General features: G+C 55.7%; 14 protein-coding genes. 4 read left to right on the forward strand and 10 right to left on the reverse strand.

Annotation, left to right across the window (positions count from 1 at the left end; genetic code table 11):
• Window positions 1-5 precede the first annotated feature (5 nt).
• The 4 genes from ABC336_RS01320 to ABC336_RS01335 all read right to left on the reverse strand — a co-directional run bounded on the left by ABC336_RS01320 (window position 6) and on the right by ABC336_RS01335 (window position 4,843).
• Complete coding sequence (locus tag ABC336_RS01320) at window positions 6-908, reverse strand: carbohydrate ABC transporter permease (RefSeq protein WP_413236941.1); 903 nt, start codon at window positions 906-908, stop codon at window positions 6-8.
• A gap of 82 nt (window positions 909-990) precedes the next feature.
• The gene (locus ABC336_RS01325) at window positions 991-2,442 is read right to left on the reverse strand and encodes an ABC transporter substrate-binding protein (RefSeq protein WP_413236942.1); all 1,452 of its coding nucleotides are present in this window, start codon (window positions 2,440-2,442) and stop codon (window positions 991-993) included.
• 299 nt (window positions 2,443-2,741) lie between these two features.
• Window positions 2,742-3,656: an N-acetylmuramic acid 6-phosphate etherase gene (gene murQ / locus ABC336_RS01330; RefSeq protein ID WP_413236943.1), complete on the reverse strand. Its 915-nt coding sequence runs from the start codon at window positions 3,654-3,656 to the stop codon at window positions 2,742-2,744.
• Between the two features lie 323 nt (window positions 3,657-3,979).
• Complete coding sequence (locus ABC336_RS01335; protein ID WP_413236944.1) at window positions 3,980-4,843, reverse strand: MurR/RpiR family transcriptional regulator; 864 nt, start codon at window positions 4,841-4,843, stop codon at window positions 3,980-3,982.
• Between the two features lie 242 nt (window positions 4,844-5,085).
• Between ABC336_RS01335 and ABC336_RS01340 the strand changes: the two genes are divergently transcribed.
• The 3 genes from ABC336_RS01340 to ABC336_RS01350 all read left to right on the forward strand — a co-directional run bounded on the left by ABC336_RS01340 (window position 5,086) and on the right by ABC336_RS01350 (window position 7,956).
• Complete coding sequence (locus ABC336_RS01340; protein WP_413236945.1) at window positions 5,086-6,369, forward strand: 6-phospho-beta-glucosidase; 1,284 nt, start codon at window positions 5,086-5,088, stop codon at window positions 6,367-6,369.
• A gap of 14 nt (window positions 6,370-6,383) precedes the next feature.
• Complete coding sequence (locus ABC336_RS01345; protein WP_413236946.1) at window positions 6,384-7,394, forward strand: N-acetylglucosamine kinase; 1,011 nt, start codon at window positions 6,384-6,386, stop codon at window positions 7,392-7,394.
• Window positions 7,395-7,518: 124 nt separating this feature from the next.
• A complete protein-coding gene (locus ABC336_RS01350; protein WP_413236947.1) occupies window positions 7,519-7,956 on the forward strand; it encodes a VOC family protein in 438 nt (145 codons plus the stop codon).
• Between the two features lie 503 nt (window positions 7,957-8,459).
• On the opposite strand, the gene ABC336_RS01355 is transcribed toward ABC336_RS01350, so the two are convergent.
• The 3 genes from ABC336_RS01355 to ABC336_RS01365 all read right to left on the reverse strand — a co-directional run bounded on the left by ABC336_RS01355 (window position 8,460) and on the right by ABC336_RS01365 (window position 12,508).
• Complete coding sequence (locus ABC336_RS01355) at window positions 8,460-10,229, reverse strand: methyl-accepting chemotaxis protein (protein WP_413236948.1); 1,770 nt, start codon at window positions 10,227-10,229, stop codon at window positions 8,460-8,462.
• Window positions 10,230-10,672: 443 nt separating this feature from the next.
• Window positions 10,673-11,449, reverse strand: coding sequence for a hypothetical protein (locus ABC336_RS01360; RefSeq protein WP_413236949.1), 777 nt, complete (start codon window positions 11,447-11,449; stop codon window positions 10,673-10,675).
• A 93-nt stretch (window positions 11,450-11,542) separates the two neighbouring features.
• On the reverse strand, window positions 11,543-12,508 hold the full coding sequence (locus tag ABC336_RS01365) for a helix-turn-helix transcriptional regulator (RefSeq protein WP_413236950.1): 966 nt from the start codon (window positions 12,506-12,508) through the stop codon (window positions 11,543-11,545).
• A gap of 114 nt (window positions 12,509-12,622) precedes the next feature.
• Here ABC336_RS01365 and ABC336_RS01370 point away from each other — a divergent pair, with 114 nt between their 5' ends.
• Window positions 12,623-13,048 (forward strand): VOC family protein, encoded by a 426-nt coding sequence (locus ABC336_RS01370; protein WP_413236951.1) that lies wholly within the window; start codon window positions 12,623-12,625, stop codon window positions 13,046-13,048.
• Window positions 13,049-13,162: 114 nt separating this feature from the next.
• On the opposite strand, the gene ABC336_RS01375 is transcribed toward ABC336_RS01370, so the two are convergent.
• The 3 genes from ABC336_RS01375 to ABC336_RS01385 all read right to left on the reverse strand — a co-directional run bounded on the left by ABC336_RS01375 (window position 13,163) and on the right by ABC336_RS01385 (window position 18,293).
• Window positions 13,163-14,758, reverse strand: a complete 1,596-nt coding sequence (locus tag ABC336_RS01375; protein ID WP_413236952.1) for a response regulator — start codon at window positions 14,756-14,758, stop codon at window positions 13,163-13,165.
• The gene (locus tag ABC336_RS01380; protein ID WP_413236953.1) at window positions 14,755-16,587 is read right to left on the reverse strand and encodes a cache domain-containing sensor histidine kinase; all 1,833 of its coding nucleotides are present in this window, start codon (window positions 16,585-16,587) and stop codon (window positions 14,755-14,757) included. Before ABC336_RS01380 ends, ABC336_RS01375 begins: the two co-directional genes overlap by 4 nt.
• 167 nt (window positions 16,588-16,754) lie before the next feature.
• Complete coding sequence (locus ABC336_RS01385) at window positions 16,755-18,293, reverse strand: extracellular solute-binding protein (protein WP_413236954.1); 1,539 nt, start codon at window positions 18,291-18,293, stop codon at window positions 16,755-16,757.

Here is an 18,293-nt window from a genome sequence, read left to right on the forward strand (position 1 = left end):
TCTGCTTAATATTCCACATCTTTGCCGAGAAACTTGAACTGCAGAAAAGCAACAATACCGATCATCAGGGCGAGCAGCAGCGACTGGGCCGCCGCCTTGCCGAATTCGAAGTATTTGAAGGCCGTATCGAAAATGAGCAAGCCGACCATTGTTGTCGCATGGTTTGGCCCTCCGCCCGTCATCAGATAGGCATTCTGGAACACCTGGAACGAACCGATGACTCCTGTTACGAGCAGGAACAGAGTAGTCGGCTTCAGGCATGGAATGACGATATGCCACATTTTCTGAACAAAGTTGGCCCCGTCGATATCGGCCGCTTCATAATAACTGCTGTCGATGCCGAGCAAGGCTGCGACATAGATGATGATGGCCGTACCGTGACTGGAAAGCCAGGACATGAGGACAAGCGAGAACATGGCAGTGGAGCTGGAGCCCAGCCAGTTCTGGCTGTCGATTCCGAAGAAGCCGATAAACCGGTTCAGGACACCTGCCGACATCGGATCGAAGATCCAGAGCCAGACAACCGCGAGTGCGACGCCGGAGGCAACCGCCGGCAGATAGTAGATCGCTTTGAACGTCGTCTGCAGCCGCTTCCTGAGCGGCATGATCATGATCGCCACGGCGAAGGACAGGATCAGGGCGACAGGTACGGTGAGCACTGTATAGATAATCGTATTGCGGATCGATTTCCAGAATAGCTCGCTTTGGAGAATCGAAGTGTAATTGTCTACGCCGATATACGTGGAGCCGCGGGGACTGTATTCCTGGAAGCTGATAATAAATGCGCTTAGCACCGGGTAAGCCGTGAAAAGGGCATAGACCAGCAGGGCAACGATAATAAACAGATAAGCCCATGCACTGTCGCCGCGGTTCAGACGGTTGCGTGCGCGCGAGGTAGCTCGGCTCATGATGCAGGCTCCTTTCTAAGTGAATCTAAGCGGGCAAAAGCCCGGATAGCCTACCGGATGAGGGCAGGCTATCCGCTTGTGCTTAGTCTTGGACAACCCCGTCCTCGCCAAAGGCGGCGATGGCGGCTTTCTTCACATCCTCGTACATCTGCTCCGGTGTGATCTCACCGGCGAGCAAAGCTTGGAGACGCGGAATGACCGTCTCATTCTCGACTTTGATCGCTTGAGCGCCTAGCGCCACGGGGATGTCCGGGCGTGCTGGCGCTGCATGCTCCAGCATCCGGTCTACGGCAGCTACGTTATCAGGATTGCGGTTGGATTCCATGCTGGCCGCCGCCTCACGTCCACTCTCGGTGATGTGGGCTGCGAACAGGTCGCTGTTGGTTGTAGCCGCGACATTGCCGCTCGCCAGGAAATAAGCTGCCTTGACAACATTGGCTTTGTGCTCGTCTGTAGGCTCGTTTTTGCCTCGGAAGGCTACGTACCCGTCGACAACCGCGTAGGATACCGGATCATGATCGCCGAAAGAAGGCATAGGAAGCACGATATAGTCCACTTCGATACTGTCAGCTACGGCACTGCCGTCGCCCGCTTGGATCTTCTCATTATTCTTATTGGCGGAGTTCTCGAACACGGCCAGTCCCTTGCCCGTAATCATCGTCTGACCGGTCAGGAACATGTTCCAGCGCTTGCCGGCATCGACCGAGCTGAGCTCTCGTGGCATCGAGCCGTCATCGATCATTTCGCGGATCGCTTTCAGCACGTCCAGATAGTTTTTGCTGGTGTAGGCATACTTCAGGTCTTCCGTGAACGGCGACGGCATGCCGGCATTTTTGACCAGGATGGCCAGATAGTCTTTGGAGGCTACGCCTGCAGTGGCGAACACAAAGCCGTAACGTGTGCTGCCGTTCTCCTGCACGACGCCGCTCTTAATCGCCTCGCGGAACTCATCGTACGTCCAGCCATTCTCCTGAACAGCCTTCCAGTCGATCCCCGCCTCCTCCATGAACTGCTTGTTGCCGCCGATCGCATGAACCTCCATGTAAGCCGGGAAGCCATACAGTCCGTCTCCGTTCTTCATGTACTCCAGGGGGGCTTCGTCAAAATCGGCGAGCATCTCCGGGGTCACCAGATCCTGGATGTCCATCAGCATATCCATCTGAGCGTACTTGGAGATGCCGTCCGATCCGATGAAGGCCAGATCCGGCGGACTGCCCGCATTGACCTGGGTATCCAGCTTCTGGGTCATATCCTCCCAGCTGGCCGGCTCGATCTTGAGCGTCAGGTTCGGATACAGCTTGTTGAACTCCTCCTCCATCTGCTTGAAGTTTTCCTGGTACGCAGGCGATACAGGCGGCAGCAGGGCTGTAATGGTATCCGGCGCATCGGTGCTGCCTCCATTCTCAGAAGGGGCATTCGTTGTGCCGCCGCTGTTTGCAGGCGTATTGTTATTGCCGGAGGAGCAGGCGGCCAGCGAGCCTGTAGCCAATGTCAGAGCGAGCAGCATAGCGGTCATTTTTCTTTTACTTGTCATACCAGTGAAGCCTCCCTTAATTGATTAGTCTTTCTTTATATACTTCCATCTGCACTGCCACCTACAATAAAGTTCAAAAAGCTGGTTTTCAGCATCGAGAAGCCCTCCGGCAGGAGGAAATGAGGAGCGTCCGCGTTTTCGTAGAAAACGACTTCGGAAGCATTGTCTACGTGAGCACCTATGCGGAAGCTTACGAAGCTAGTTTCCTTTGGAAACTCTTATCCGACTGCATTCAAGATTCGATGTCGAATCACTTCTCTGGAATACCTCGTGATCAAAAGCAGCCTTTTTGAACTACCTTAAATGGCTTGGTTGCAGATGCGTATAGCCTGTTTTAGGTTGCCATTGCACTCTTCCAGCGCAGCTGCAGCTTCGACTGAACCCAGCTTGGACTTGATCATCATGATGGCGAGCTTGCAATCCATGGCAGCTTCATCGAGATAACGCGCCGCTGCTAGCTCATCCACCTCCGCAGCGGCCATAATGATGCGCAGCGAGCGGTTGTAGAGCTTTTTGTTGCTGGCCTTCAGATCGACCATCAGGTTATTGTAGGTCTTGCCCAATTTGATCATCGTGGATGTGGTGAGCATATTGAGGACGAGCTTCTGGGCGGTGCCTGCTTTCAGCCTGGTAGATCCGGCGATCGCTTCCGGCCCGACGACAGGGGCAATGCAAACGTCACTCACTTGCTCCAATTGCGATTGTTTGTTGTTGACGACAGCTATCGTCACAGCGCCCAGTTCCTTGGCCCGCCGGAGGGCTTCGATAACGAACGCAGCCGTGCCGCTCGCCGAGATGCCGACAACCGCATCCGTGGAGGTAATGCCCAGCAGGTCAACCAAGGATCTGCCCGCTTCCCCGTCGTCCTCGCAGCCTTCGACTGCCATGCGCAGTGCTTGATCGCCGCCGGCGATATGTCCTTGCACAAGCAGAGGGTCGACTCCAAAGGTCGGTGGACACTCCGAGGCGTCCAGCACCCCTAACCTCCCGGAAGTCCCTGCACCGATGTAATGCATTCTCCCACCTGATGAAAGGGATGTAGTTAGCGCTTCCACGGCACGCGCAATGGACGGGATTTCTGCAGCGACTGCTGCCGGGACCTTCGAATCCTCGTGATTCAATAAGGCAAGAATCTCTTCCGTCGAGCTCTCGTCGATGGCTCGGGTACCGGCATTGTTCCCTTCCGTAGTCAGGCTGGCAAGATAATCTGTCATAATGTTTTCCCCTTACGTACTCGTAGTTGGGTCTATAAAGCCGGGTGACTCCTTGACCGTTGTGACCAGGTTGTTTCTGGCTTCTGACTCCATATTAAACGCAGGACAGGGATTTCGTCAATAAATTTCGAAATAAATTTTCATTGTGTAATATATTTTTGGTTTTTAATTCTATAAACTGACCTGTTGCGTCACTTTCGTGTCCTGTATTAACGCTTCAAGGGCGAACTCCCCTTCTGAATGACCGCAAATAACAAACAGGCCCCTTGCAAGAACATCTGTTGTTCTTGAAAAAGGCCTGTTGGTACGGCGGCAATGCCCGCCTATCGTTTGCGTTTACTGGAGATAATATCATGGCTTTTGGCAAGATAAGTCTTCACTTGCTCGTAATCCGCGCTTGCGACGCCTGCGAACAGCATGTCGATCACAGTCAACATGGCGATCCGCGAGCCCATCGCCCCGCTCCGTATCGAGATCTCGGGGGTGGAGATGCTCAGCACGGCGTCAGCGTTCTCGGACAGTCTACTCTTATTGTACTTGGTAATGGCGATGGTGTAGACGCCATTCTTCTGGACGATATCCAGGGAGTCCAGGATCTCCTGCGTATCGCCAGAGTTCGAGACGAAGATCGCTACATCCCCTTCCGTCATCAACGACGCCGCAGTGAGCTGGCCGTGGCCGTCCGTATAGGCACGGCAATTTTTGTTGATCCGGCTGAATTTCTGCTCCGCATCCTGGCAGACGATTCCCGAAGCCCCGATGCCGAACAGCACGATCCGCTTGCTCTCCCTCAAGGCTTGTACAGCTCGCATTACTGCGCCATGCTCGATGACGCGCATCGTATCCTCGATGGACTGGATATTATTAAAGCCGATGTTGGCAATGATCGTCTCCAGCTCATCTCCCGGTTGAATATCGGTATATTGTTCTCCTACGGACTCTTCCTTGGCGCTCAGCGAGGCCGAGATGCTGACGATGAAGCTGCGGTAGCCGCTGTAGCCCATCGTTTTGCAGAAGCGCAGGACCGAAGCGTCGCTCGTTTTGCTGGCATGCGCCAGATTTTTGATAGACAGGTGCGGGATCTCCTCGCGGTTGGCCAGGATATACTCGGCTACCCGCTGCTCCACCGGCGTCAGACTGGCCTTGCGGTCGCGGATCCTGATGAACAGATTATCGCTTATCGTCATATCATGCTCCCTATTCGTCCGAATAATAGTGTCGTGTTGTAATAAATTGTATCTTTACGCGCGTCAGGTGACAAGTTTTTTATATGTTCGACATTGTAATTTTATTTCAAAACTATGTTTCAATGCAAATTAATATTTTAAAATTTATTGTTGGCTTCGAATTTGATGTGCTATACTAGCAGCGCGAGGCGACCGGATATCGCCATCTTACACACAGATGAATGTACAGGAGGAATCGGACCATGGGCAATCCGCTCAAAGTTGCCATTATCGGAGCAGGCAGCACCTATACACCTGAATTGATGGAGGGCATCATCAAGCGTAAAAGCGCTTTGCCGCTGCGCGAGCTGGCACTGATGGACATCGACGAAGAGAAACTGAGGATTGTCGGCGGATTGTGCGAACGGATGGCGGCTGCCGCCGGCTTGCATGTCCGGGTCGTCATGACGCAGCAGCTGGACGAAGCGCTGAGAGGGGCCGACTTCGTCCTGGGCCAGATCCGCGTCGGCAAGCTTCCCGCCCGGGTGCTGGATGAACAGATTCCGTTGAAATACGGGATGATCGGTCAGGAAACTTGCGGTATCGGCGGTTTCTTCAAGGCGATGCGGACCATTCCCGTCATGCTGGATATCGCCGCCCGGATGGAGACCCTCTGCCCCGATGCATGGCTGATCAACTTCTCGAACCCGGCCGGCATCATCACGGAAGCGATGCTGAATCATACGAAGGTCAAGATGCTGGGACTGTGCAATGTTCCCTTCAATATGTTCAAAAGCATCCGTGAAGCCCTGTCGCTCCCCGATGCCGAGTTCACCTATGTCGGCCTCAATCACCTGAGCTGGATCACGGCGATCGAACATCATGGACAGGACTATCTTGAGAAGGCTCTGGAGCAGGGACTGAACAGCGAGTCGATGAAGAACATTCCCTCCAGCGGCTTCAGCAAGGAATTGATCCAGGCACTCAAAGCCATACCTTCCTCCTATCTTGAATATTACTACTTCAAAAACAAGAAGCTGCAGCTGCTGCAAAATAGCGAGCGTTCGCGTGGAGAAACCTGCCTGCAGATCGAGAAGGAACTGCTGGGCATCTATGCGGATGCGGAGCTCCATATCAAGCCGGAGCTGCTCGCTTCGCGGGGCGGCGCCAATTATTCGGAGGTGGCAATCAGTCTGGTAGATGCGATCGCCAATGACAAGCAGGAGAAGCATGTCGTTAATGTGCTGAATCAAGGGGCGCTGCCGTTTATGGAACATACCGATGCGGTAGAAGTGAGCGCCATCGTCGGCAAAGACGGTGCAAAGCCGCTGCAACTGCCCGGTTTTGACAACCGGCATATCATCGATTATATGCGTATGGTCAAAGCGTACGAGCGCGAAACGGTGACGGCAGCAATAAATGGAGATGAAGCCGCGGCGATACGGGCGCTTCTGATGAATCCGCTGGTTGGCGATTACGACGCTGCTCTGGCATGCTTCGAGGAGTTGAAGCGAGCTCATCAAGCGTACCTGCCGCAGTTCGGATAGGAGGCAAGGAGCATATGAGCCCAGAGCATTACGTACTTGGCGTAGACGGCGGCAACAGCAAAACGGATTACCATCTGTACGATCTGCGGGGCTGCAGGATCGCTCAGCTGCGGACTGGCACGTGCAGCCATGAACGCTTCGCTGATGGTTATGCTGGTGCCGAGCGCGCCATGCGCGAGCAGCTGAGCGAAATCTTGAACAGCTGCGATATCATGCCTGCGGATATCGCAGCCGCTGCATTCGGCCTTGCCGGCGCGGATATCCCCTCCCAGAAAGCCGAGCTGAACAAGATCATCGGCCGTCTCGGACTGCAGCGCTATGTGGTGGACAATGACAGTTTCCTCGGCCTCAAAGCGGGCAGTTCATCTGGGTGGGGCATCTGCTCGATCAACGGCTCCGGCGCCTGTACCGGCGCGATCGCGCCAGACGGCACCCGGCTGCAGATCGGCGGCGTCGGCAGTGAACTTGCGGGCGATGAAGCGGGAGGATACTACCTCTCCCGCCGAGTCCTGCGTGCCGTCTATGATGCATGCTACCGACTCGGTGAACCGACAGCGCTGTGCGGACCGGTCCTGGATCTGCTTGGCCTCCCCGATGACACCCTGCTGCTGGAGAGGATGGTCGCAGGCGTCACTGACCGCAGTCTCCCTTACACAGAGCTGGTGACGCTGCTCCTGAACACGGCTGAGCAGGGAGATGCAGCCGCGCTCGCTATCGTCAAGCAATCTGCGCAGCAGATGGCCCGCTCGGCCGCCGGCTGCGTACAGCGCCTGGACTTTGGGAATGGAGCAATCGAAGTGGTGTTGGCAGGCTCTGTCTGGGTCAAAGCCGACTCCCCTATCCTTCGCGACTATTTCCAACGGTATGTCCAGCAGCTGCTACCCGACAAGCAATTCCGCTTTTCAACCCTGCGGGTGCCCCCTGCTACAGGAGCGGTCCTCTGGGCTATGGAGCAGGCGTTGGGGGGACCCGTCCCCGATGAGCTCCGGGCGAGCATAGTACGGGACGGTCAGATACAGTCCTGACCGCATCCTTTCCGGTTGCTTGCCTTTTACTCACCGAGTCCAGTTTTCTCCTCCCATTGCCGGGTGGACATGCAGGTGCTACACTGGACAAGGCAAGACCATTCGATCTTAAGGAGTGAAAGGCATGTCTGTTGAAGTGTATCTGAATTTTAAGGGCAATTGCCGCGAAGCTGTCCAATATTACGCAGAGGTGTTCGGGATCGAAGAACCGTACATCATGACCTTTGGCGAAACGCCCCAGGATCCGAACTTCCCGCTGCCAGAAGAAGCCAAGGGTCTGATTATGCACGCGCGTCTTACGATTTTTGGCAGCCGGGTGATGTTCTCCGACGTGTTTCCAGGCATGCCTTTCACAGAGGGCAATAACATCAGCCTGTCGCTGATCAGCCGGGATATGGATGCCCTTAAGGATGCTTTCCACAAGCTGAAAGAAGGCGGTCAGGTGCAGATGGAGCTGCAGGAGACATTCTGGAGCCCGCTCTACGGCAGCTTGCAGGACAAGTTCGGCATCGGCTGGCAGTTCAATTATGACGTCGAGCAAGAACAGGGCCAATCCGAATAAAGAAGCGGAAGGAAATTCAAACATGTAACTGCGGAGAATGTGGAGACAGTCCTGTACTGGTTAGTCTCTGGCGGAACCGATCCCAAGGAACCGTAGAATGTAAAAAAAAGCATAAGATTTCATACAAATATATGTATGGAATCCTATGCTTTCTTTTTTGAGCCCTGTGTCTGTCATCGCATCGCAAACGGCAGGAGCGGAAAGATGAGCAGCACAAGCATAAAATAGAGTAAAAAGCCATTGGGCCAGAAGGTGTTCGAGGTGATGCTGATGACAAGAGGGACAGGCAAAGCAACAGCAGCGCCGATCAGCAGCCGCGATCGAAGGAAATGGTATGCTCCATGCCGCAAGCAGTGCATGTCAACGACCTGTAGCTGTAAGCTAATGAATGCATCATGGCCTTGTACCTATGCGGTTGCCCGCAACCTTCGCACTTCTTCAAACCCTCTTCCCTCCCCTCAACCATCGTAAATTTTACCATAAGATCCTTAATTCAGAAAGTGTTAAGAAACTGCCGCAAGCGTGCTCCGCTTCTCTTCACTTCCACCAGATGCGGCTGGCACATCGATTACCGCTGCACCCACCTGCTCAAATCTGAACTTCCCGATCTCCCCCATCAAATGCTGCGACATATGACTCAAGGTCTCTGCGGAAGCGGACATCTCTTCGGAGGAAGCAAGCTGCTCCTCGCAAACAGCAGCCACGCTCTGCGACTCGTCAGAGATCTTGCCGGATAGTTGTACGAGCTCTTCCTCGGCTGTCAGGATCTGCTCCGTCATCGCCGTGATCTCTTCCGTTGCGGCGGACACCTCCTGCGCCTGCTCCGCTACCGTGGCGATCGCTTCCCGCACGGCGGTGAACGCTTCGCCGGTGGCGTCGATACTCGCTGCCCCGGCCTTCATCTCGATCGCCCCTTGATTCATCTCATCCATCGCCGTCCGGATGCCGTCGACCATATGCTGAATCTCATCAGCGATTCGTCCCGAAGCTTCGCCGGACTGTTCCGCGAGCTTCTTAACCTCGCTTGCCACGACAGCGAACCCTCTGCCATGCTCACCTGCACGCGCCGCCTCGATGGCGGCATTAAGCGAGAGCAGATTAGTCTGGGCGGCCAGCTCTTTAATGAACAACGTGATCTGATCGATCCGCTGCGACTGTTCACCCAAGGCGTTGATAAGCTCGGTCTGATGAGTCATTTTATTCCGGATCTGACCGATCTGAACCACGGCCTGCTCCAGAAGCTGCCCCCCTTGCTCGGCTCGTGCCATGGCCTCAGCGGAGGATTCAGCCGTGATGGATGCGGAATGGGCAATCCGCTGCAGACTCTCCACACTTTCCTGCATGGCGGATTGGTTATGCTTGATGCGCGTTACTTGTGTCGCCGCCGACTCGGAGATCGCCTGGACCGCTTCAGCGATTGCTCCCGATCCTGCAGCCGCCTGCTCCGAGCCGCTGGAGAGGTCACGGGACGCGACGGATACTTCCTGCGCATTCTGATGGATCGTCCCCATCAACGTGCGCAACTGCAGTTTCATTTCATTAAATGAGTTCGCCATCTGACCGATCTCGTCCCGTTGGCGGAGCTTGATGTCCGGTCCGGTCAGGTCGCCGGAAGCGATCCGTCCTGCCGCTTCGGATACAGCAATAACCGGACGAGAGATGATCCGTGTGATCAAGAGAGCGAGCGCGATGCCCACAATTGTCGCAGCCAGCAGGACACCGATCAGCACTTGCTTGACCTGCTCGACTCCGGCTGCCGTCGCCTGCTGAGCTTCCTGGAGCTGCTGCCGTTGGAAATTCTCCAGCTCTTGAGCGGTCGAAGCAAGCGCTGCGGCCAGCGGCACGCATTTTTCTTCCACCAGTCTCACATAGGTCTCGTTGTCGCCAGCTGCTTTGAATGACGAGATCTCAGCTACAACCTCTGCGTATTGCGCTTCCTGATCGCGGAGCTGTGTGGACAAAGCGATGGACCGTTCCGTATAAAAGCTGTCGTGAAGGGTCTGCCAGGTGTCAGCAAAAGCCGCCCGGTCAACCTCATAAGCCTCCAATTGACCGGAGTCTCCGGTTATAAGGTACCCTCTCACATTTTTGGATTGGTCGGCGGCCAGATATTTCAAATCTTTGACCCATTGGATCTTTTGAACACGATCATCCAGCATGTTTTGATATGTATGGTTCAGAGAGGTCATCTGAATCCAGCCGATGGCGCCAACGATAAGAGTAAGGACAAGGATTGCCGAAAAACTAACCATCAGCTTTTTTCCGATTTTCATGAGTACATGCTCCTTTTGGGGGTCTTTTATAATGGGTCTAAGTACTCATTCCCCTCAAAAGAATGATTTGAAACAGGATGATTCGACTAAATCCTAAGCTTTTTCTCACGAGATTTTATGACCAAGGCCTTATGATTGAACCTCTTCTCTGATGTGTCCTTTGGGTAGAGCTGATTGTGATCTACTGGTATATATTCAAAATGACTTTAGCGCGATAATATATTAGAGCGAGAAAGCAATGAAAAGACGTAGGAGGTCGATTATACCGCTCAAAGCCGTTCCCCTGGATTTTTATGGAACGTTTATCGCACATGACCTGATCCAGAACCAATACGATACGCACGACATTAAAGAAGCTATGAGCTATCATGAGATTCAAGTTAATGAGGTGATTACGAGCGAGGAGGTTCTATCATGATACGTGACTGATTGCTGCGCAGCCATCAGGCAGGCGGTTCAACCTCCCACGTCACACGGACTGTTCCGTTCGCCCGATCCCCTGTTAGAATGACACGAACCTCCTTATCCTCTTCAGCTCTCATCCGCAGACCGCCGTCCTCCAACTGCTCCATGCCGATCGGGTCGCCACCCGGACCATCCAGCCGGTAGCCGTGTCCGCCCTCGCGAAGCTCGAAGGCCACGCGATATGTCAGCGTATCCCCTTGCTTCAGTTGGATTGCGACTTCTTTCTGGCCGTGAAAATAGTCGAACTGAGCGGAATAGGCCGCCTCTTCCCGCTGTTCCGACCAGCCTTCCACTCGGGTGTGGTCAGCCAGTGTCAAGTATCCCATCGCCCCAAGCAAAGCCAGCGCAGCTATGGCACTCGCCGGCCATTTGTGCCTCATGCTGGCGTCAATACCATAAAAGCAAAGCGCACAGACTACACCGTACAGACCAATGAACAAGATCCAAAACGGCTGCTGCGGGAAAAACCATAGGAATGGCAAGTAACCGCCGACTATATACAGCAACACGCGAATGAAAAGACTCGACTTGGGCTTCCACACCGCCATCAAGCCATCCATACAAATAGAAAAGAGAACCGCGTAGCCGTAAAAAATCGCCCAGAATGGCAGCTGTCCGATCAATTGGCTCAGGGCTACCGGATCCAATCCAGCCAAAAGCACCATCAAGGCAATAAACACGGCTCCGGCAGCCGTCAGCTTGGCGCACAGATAGGCAGCCGCCGACTGCCAGCGACTCCGGACACTGATCGTCATGGCTATTCTCCTTTCTCATAATTGTTAAATCTAGAATATCAGGAATTGCAGGTCCCAGGCAGTTCTAACTTTTGTAGTACCATGAGGGACGGACTACGGAGCCGCTGCACCCTGGTCATACTTCTCAGAGAGCCGCTTCAAGCGGGTTCTGATCTCGTCAAGCAAGGAAGCTGGGTGTAGAACAGTGACTTCCGTCCCCAGCCCGAGACAAAAGTCGGCGAAGTATCCGATATCGCGCCGACCTATCTCTCCGGCCAGTTGTCCCGTGCCGTCAGCCCGGACATGCAGCAAAGCCTGCGCCCACTGCTCGGACTCGCAGCGCTGCACCCCGCCGGACGTTAACTCGGCTTGCAGCGTCAGCGGTTCTTGAGGGCGCTCGGGCCACGTAAGCCGGTTGCTTAGTTCGACCGCCCCCAGATCAACAGGCTCATACGCCGTCTCTGCCGGGCGGACGCTGCGGATCCGGTCGCATCGGAACAGCCGGATCGCGCCGCGGTCATAGCAATAGGCGGGACAATACCAGAGACCCTGACTGGCGTAAATGCCGGCAGGCTGGATCGTCCTGTCCTCTCTGGCCTCCCCCCTCTCATAGTCGATATCCAGCACGGTCCTATCCAATGCCGCTTCCAGGAGCACGCTTAAGTAAGGGGATGTCGCATGCCTGGCAGGCGTGAGAAGATCGAATCGCTGCTTCATCCGGTCGATCCGCTCCCGCACCTCGCCGGACATATGCAGGTAGAACTTGTCGCGTGCCGAGGCTGATGCTTCCTCATACGGGAGCTGGGTGTAATGACGAAGCGCATGGCTTGCAAAAAAGATGGACACTGCTTCCTCCTCCGTGAAAGCAATGGGCGGCAGGATCCGCTCACGCAGCACCCGATAGCCGCCGTGCGGTCCAGCCTCCGAGTAAAGAGGCACCCCCATTCGGCTCAGCTCCTGCAGATCCCGCAGCATCGTCCGGCGCGATACGCCGAATTCTCCCGCGAGCTCCTTTACCGTAAACCTGCGCATCCGGTTTACCGTCATCATCAGAGCTACCAATCGTTCAGATCGTGACATGATCTTTTCCCTTTCTATGATAGTGACAATAGTTGTCACCATTATCTCCTATTATATAGAGAGCGTCCAGTACAGCAGTAGGACGACTCTCACTCATAATAAAGGAGAATGAAAATGAAATTACAAGTGGTGCCTTATGTGATGTTGAACGGTACAGCTGCCCAGGCAATCGCAGACTATGAGAAACTTTTGGGCGCAACGATCGTCTTCCGCCAGACGTTCGGTGAAGGGCCGCAGCCCGAAGGCTTCGTGCTGGATGAGGAGCAGCGGCAACGGATCGCGCACGCGGTATTGCAGATCGGTGAGACCCAGCTGATGGTCGCAGACAGTCTGCCGAGTGCGCCAACTACGTTCGGTACAGCGGTCAATCTCTGTCTGCTGCTGGAGGACCCGGAAGAGGCGGCAAGGTTATACGAGGTTTTGTCAGAGGGAGGAACCATCATCGAAAAACTGCAGGCTGTTTATTTCAGTCCAGCCTATGCCATGATCACGGACCGCTATGGCGTCACCTTCCAATTGTTCACCAAGCGGCCGTCATAATAAGAAATCCCCACTAAGTGAAGCTTTTTCTTTGAAGCGTACTCAGGTACTTTGCGGGGGCCCCGGAAATATATAAAATAAGGAAATGGACGGCCCCTGCGGGCCGTCCGTCCGTTATTTGCGGATCTCGCTGGGCGCTGCGCCCCAATGCTTGCGGAATACTTTGGCGAAGTAGCTGATATCCCGGTAGCCCACCCTGCTTGCCGCATCGAACACCTTGGCCCCATCCTGCAGCAGCTCGCGGGCCCGCTCCATCCGGCGCTCCTGGACATAGCTGGAGAACGAGGTTCCGGTTTCTTTCTTGAATAACCGACTGAGATACGAAGGATTGACGAAGAGTTGCTCCGCCAGTGTATGAAGTCCGAGATCCTCGGACAGCTGTGCTTCGACCGTCTCAACCAGTTGGCGCACGAGCTGATGGCTGGTCGTACGGCGCGTCTCCTCGGCATAGGTGCGGATGTGGCCGACGACCCGCCTGCTCCATGCCCGGATCTGCTCGCTGCTGAGCAGCGATTGCAAGGACAGGAAGTAAGCATAATCGTCGCCCAGCACCCGCTGCAGCGACCAGCCCTGCCCCTGGATGAGCCGCACAAAGCAACTGCTGATCACAAGCAGCTGCTCGTAGACCCGCTCGGACGATCCCGCCTGCTCCAGCAGCTGCGCCATATAGTTGTCGACCAGTTCGACCATATGCTCCTTGGTATCCATGTAGATCGCGATCTCAAGCTGCTTCTCGAAGGCGGCGTCGAGCTGCAGCGGACGCGGCTCATCCTTGACCGTCAAGTACGGAATCGCCAGCTCATGCCCGTAGACCGCCCGTTCCCTGAGCGCCAGACAGGCCTCCCGGTACGAGGTCGGCGACTCCGCAAGCTGACAAGCACGGCCAACCCCCGCGCTTGCAGGTACTTTGAGACATTCCTTGACAACCTGCAGCAACCGCATGCACCGAAGATGGACCCGCTTCATAAGCTCGGATGCCGACTCGTCAGGTGCGCCGACGAACAATAACACCGTCTGTCCCTCGCTCCCGGCAAATACATAACCCTCTGACGCTGGCAGGAACTCCCGGGCGATACTCGTCAGCGAGAAAGCGAGCAGCGGCATATCCGACGCGGTAAAACGCTGCTCTTCTTCGGTCAGCGGGTCGATCGAACAGACCACCGCCGTATACAGGGCATCCGGCGGCAGACCGAGCCCCAGCTCCTCGCCATGCCGCAGCACCTCCCACCCGTCATAGCGGTCCAGCATCCAGCTTCGCAGGAATGTCTCCTGCAGCTGCGGCAGCCGCGTCCGCCATTTGTGCTGCAGATCCGCCAGGTTGTGGCGATCGGCCAGCTCAGCGCGCACTTCCCTCGCAGCTTCCAGCACGGTCTGCAGGATCTCTTCCTCGCCTGCCGGCTTCAGGAGGTAACGCTTGATCCCGAGGCCTACTGCCCGTTGTGCAAATGTGAAGTCATCATGGCCGCTCAGGATAATCATCCGGATATGCGGAGACTCGGTGGCGATCCGCTCGGCCAGCGACAGTCCGTCCAGCTCCGGCATCTCGATGTCGAGCAGTACGATGTCCGGCTTCCGCCGATTTAACAGGTGTAGCGCTTCCCGCCCATTCTCCGCTGTCGCCACCACTTCTATGTCGTGCTCCTCCCAAGGTATGTTATGGACCAGAGAATTCAGGATCCGTATCTCGTCCTCTACGATCATCAGATTCATACCAGATCTCCTTCCTGTTCGCTGCTGCATAGGGCCCTCGGCAAATCCAGCACTGCGCTCGTCCCTCCTCCGGTTTCGCTCGCGATCCTTAGCATGGCGCTTTCGCCATAGTAAAGCCGGATCCTCGAGGCGACATTCAGCAGTCCGAAGAACTCATCCTTGCGCTCCGCGCCGCTTGCCTGCATGTTCTCCGCGCCAGCCAGCGCATCATGAATCTGCCGCAGCCGCTGCTCCTCCATCCCTTTGCCATTATCGCTGACCGTCAGCAACAGGCGGTCGCTCTCCAAACGGGCGGATATCGCCAGCTGTCCGCCTCCCTTCTGCTTCTCCAGGCCGTGCAGGATGGCATTCTCCACCAGCGGCTGCAGGATGAGCTTCAGCACATATAGATTTGCTGCCTGTGGATCGGCATCAAAGCTAACCGTGAACTGGCCGACAAACCGCAGCTGCTGCACACGGATATAATAGTTCAGATGCGTGAACGTCTCCTCCACGGTAAACGTCTCTCTGCCCCTACTCAGACTAAGCCGGAAAAACCGGGACAGGTTAAGCACCATCTCGCTGATCTCCTCGGCGTCGTAGTTTTTGGCGGACCAGTAGATCGAATCCAGCGTGTTGTACAGGAAATGCGGGTTGATCTGCGACTGCAGGAATTTGAGCTCGGTCTTGGTCAAGCGCAGCTGCTGCTCGTAGATATCCTGGATCAGGTGGCGCTGTTGTTCGGCCGTCTGGTTGAACGCATCCGTCAGATAACCGAGCTCATCCTGTCGATGGTGAACCAGCTTCGTATCAAGATTGCCTAGCCGGAGCTGCCGCATCCCGGAGACCAGGGATGACACCGGGGCAGCGATACTGCTATAGATCAACCATGCGATCCAAACTGCGAGCAGACAACTGATCAGGATGATCCAATAGGTGAAGATCTGCAGCGGCCGCGATTTCTTGTAGATCTCCCGCTCGGGCTGCTCCAGCACGAGCGACCAGCCGCTGCGGGGCGAGACGGTGCGCAGCATCATCTGCTTCTCCGCACGTCCCGGGAGCTGTGCCACCGACACTTCGGATGCCGGTATCTCCTGCTCCAACAGGGGTTCCGCAGCTCCGCTGCTGGAGACGAGCAGCCTGCCCCGGTCATCGTACAGCGACACGTGAGAAGCTTGGCTGGGGGCCAGATGCGAGATATTGCTGAGCAGCGTGCGCTTGGGCAGCGACAGCATCAGGACGTTGTTCCCCCTGTCTCTGCTGTACAGATCCATCAGCTGCATGAGCAGGAGTTGGCTTTCATTATAGATCGGGTCAGCCCAGCCCATCAGCGCTTCCTCATGCCGGGTCGGATTATACAGGACGATAGAACGGCCCGTCTCGACGAACTCGTCGTACCATTCCTCGATCGCATGCGGGGGCCGATCCAGAAGACCGACTCGGCTGGAGATCAGCTTGCTCGTCCCCCCGTGATAGATGGAGACGCCGGAGAGGATCGGATTGACTGCATTGACATTGGAGATGTAGGACATGACCGCTGTAAAGTCAACCAGTGTCTCCGGCGTCAGCTCGGGACTCTGATGCTTCAGCCTGGAGGTCAGGCTGCCATCCGTCGCCAGCATCGTCGACAGCTGCTCCAGCGACTGCAAGGTCTGATCCACATACTCCAGCGCGGAGTCCATGCCGCTCATGGTCCGCTCCCCAAGCTCTTGCTCCAGGATCCGCTGCGATTGCATGTTGGCATACAGACTGAATAGGATAAGCGGCAGCAGGATCAGGATAAAGTAACAGGTCAGTCGGACCTGGATCGACCGGCTGAATCTATCCCTCAAGGTACGCAGCCATTTCATTCACTACACCTCCTGTTCTTCCCGTCTTCTCCGGAATCGTTTCAACCATTCTTCCGGCACTTTTTCACCAGACTTAGCACGCTGCCCAGGCAGCGGCAAAGTGGCGCTCCGGATCGGAAGCGCCACCCTGGTCATTGGATGAAAGCCTTGCTTGCAGTTGCTATGGGTTACTTATTCGCGGCGTACCACTCGTTTACCTCTCGGGTAATCTCGTCACCGCCACGGCTTTTCCACTCGCGTACGAAGGAATCGAACTCATCGAGCGGCGATTGGCCGACGATAATCTTCGTAAAGTATTCAATCTCCAGCTTGTTCAGATCGGCTGAGTAGGAGCCCATCGCCGGCGTCGGGATGCCCAGGTACTCGTCGCGGATGACAGCTTCCGCGATTTTGTCGATGTTGGCGTTGAGATCGAATTCCATGCCCAGCGAGTCCAGACGGTCGCGCTCCTCGTCCGCTTGATACGGCCGGATCGATTCGCCCAGCGTCTGGCGGTAGATATGCTCGTTGTGCTTCTCAAAATCCGTGACGATCTTGCCGTCTTCTTCAGTCCACACTTCTCCCTCGAAGCCGAGCAGCAGCGTGCGGTATCCCTCGCCGTTCATGAAGTTCAGCATCCGGACGACAGCGTCCGGGTTTTTGCTGGTCACCGGGACAACGTTATAGCCGGAGATATAGCCGAAGCCCATCGTCCCTTTTTTTCCATCCGGTCCCGTAGGGAACTCCAGTGCCAGCCACTGCGCGTCGGGATCGTTGTTCTTGTTGGTCAGTATTGGTCCGCGGGTATCGTACCAGAAGGCGGAGAACAGGCCGACCTTGCCGGCTGCGATCTTCTCGGTGAAGTTAGCTTCTTTGTTGAGCGGCCATTCCGGATCGAGCAGCTTATCCTGGTGCAGACCGGCCAGGAAGCCCAGCGCCTCCTTCATCTCCGGCAGGGTGCTCATGTTCACCAGCTCGCCGTCCCGCTCGGTCCACATGCCGCGCTGGATGCCGAAGGCGCCCAGGATCGGCGCGATGCGCGCCAGGTTCTCGGCCGTGATGAAGCCGTAGGTATCATTCTGCCCATTGCCGTCGGGATCGTCATGGGTGAAGGCGCGCATCACCTCGCGGTATTCCTCCAGCGTCTGCGGCGGCTCCAGGCCGAGATGGTCGAGCCAATCTTTGCGTACGTACATGATCTCATTGCCGGGGACGGCATTCATCGATGGGATGGCGTAGATATTGCCGTCGATCGTAACCGTCTTCCATGCATCCTCGGGGATGTTCTTCTTCAAGTCCGGTCCGTACTGGTCGATCCATTCATTGAGCGGCTGCAGCGCGTTCTGCTGGACATAGTTCTCGAACCAGCTCGGATCCATCGAGTGGATCATATCCGGCAGATTATCGGAAGCCATGATGACGTTAAGCGCATCCTGATAGCCATCCGCCGGCGGAATCTGCAGCGTGATGTCCAGATTCGTATTCTCCCGGATATAGTCGATGTACGGGTTGTTGTTCTCGTCCATACCGTCCGGAAAATTGCGCCCCCCATTGTTGAAGACGGCACGGATCGACTTGCGCTCCATCCCCTCCTCGCCGTTCTGTCCGGCTGGCGCGTTGCCTTCGGCGCTGCCGCCCCCGCTCCCTCCGTTCGAGCATGCGGTCAATACTGTCAGCGCTCCCACCATCAGCAGGCTTGTTCCTTGCTTCCATCGTTTGATATGCAT

Source organism: Paenibacillus jepli (assembly GCF_047238105.1).
Taxonomy (GTDB): domain Bacteria; phylum Bacillota; class Bacilli; order Paenibacillales; family Paenibacillaceae; genus Paenibacillus_D.

Bases quoted from the DNA above. Each gene is read 5' to 3' on its own strand.
- ABC336_RS01320 (WP_413236941.1), bottom strand. From the start codon at position 908: ATGAGCCGAGCTACCTCGCGCGCACGCAACCGTCTGAACCGCGGCGAC.
- ABC336_RS01325 (WP_413236942.1), bottom strand. From the start codon at position 2,442: ATGACAAGTAAAAGAAAAATGACCGCTATGCTGCTCGCTCTGACATTG.
- murQ (WP_413236943.1), bottom strand. From the start codon at position 3,656: ATGACAGATTATCTTGCCAGCCTGACTACGGAAGGGAACAATGCCGGT.
- ABC336_RS01335 (WP_413236944.1), bottom strand. From the start codon at position 4,843: ATGACGATAAGCGATAATCTGTTCATCAGGATCCGCGACCGCAAGGCC.
- ABC336_RS01340 (WP_413236945.1), top strand. From the start codon at position 5,086: ATGGGCAATCCGCTCAAAGTTGCCATTATCGGAGCAGGCAGCACCTAT.
- ABC336_RS01345 (WP_413236946.1), top strand. From the start codon at position 6,384: ATGAGCCCAGAGCATTACGTACTTGGCGTAGACGGCGGCAACAGCAAA.
- ABC336_RS01350 (WP_413236947.1), top strand. From the start codon at position 7,519: ATGTCTGTTGAAGTGTATCTGAATTTTAAGGGCAATTGCCGCGAAGCT.
- ABC336_RS01355 (WP_413236948.1), bottom strand. From the start codon at position 10,229: ATGAAAATCGGAAAAAAGCTGATGGTTAGTTTTTCGGCAATCCTTGTC.
- ABC336_RS01360 (WP_413236949.1), bottom strand. From the start codon at position 11,449: ATGACGATCAGTGTCCGGAGTCGCTGGCAGTCGGCGGCTGCCTATCTG.
- ABC336_RS01365 (WP_413236950.1), bottom strand. From the start codon at position 12,508: ATGTCACGATCTGAACGATTGGTAGCTCTGATGATGACGGTAAACCGG.
- ABC336_RS01370 (WP_413236951.1), top strand. From the start codon at position 12,623: ATGAAATTACAAGTGGTGCCTTATGTGATGTTGAACGGTACAGCTGCC.
- ABC336_RS01375 (WP_413236952.1), bottom strand. From the start codon at position 14,758: ATGAATCTGATGATCGTAGAGGACGAGATACGGATCCTGAATTCTCTG.
- ABC336_RS01380 (WP_413236953.1), bottom strand. From the start codon at position 16,587: ATGAAATGGCTGCGTACCTTGAGGGATAGATTCAGCCGGTCGATCCAG.
- ABC336_RS01385 (WP_413236954.1), bottom strand. From the start codon at position 18,293: ATGCATATCAAACGATGGAAGCAAGGAACAAGCCTGCTGATGGTGGGA.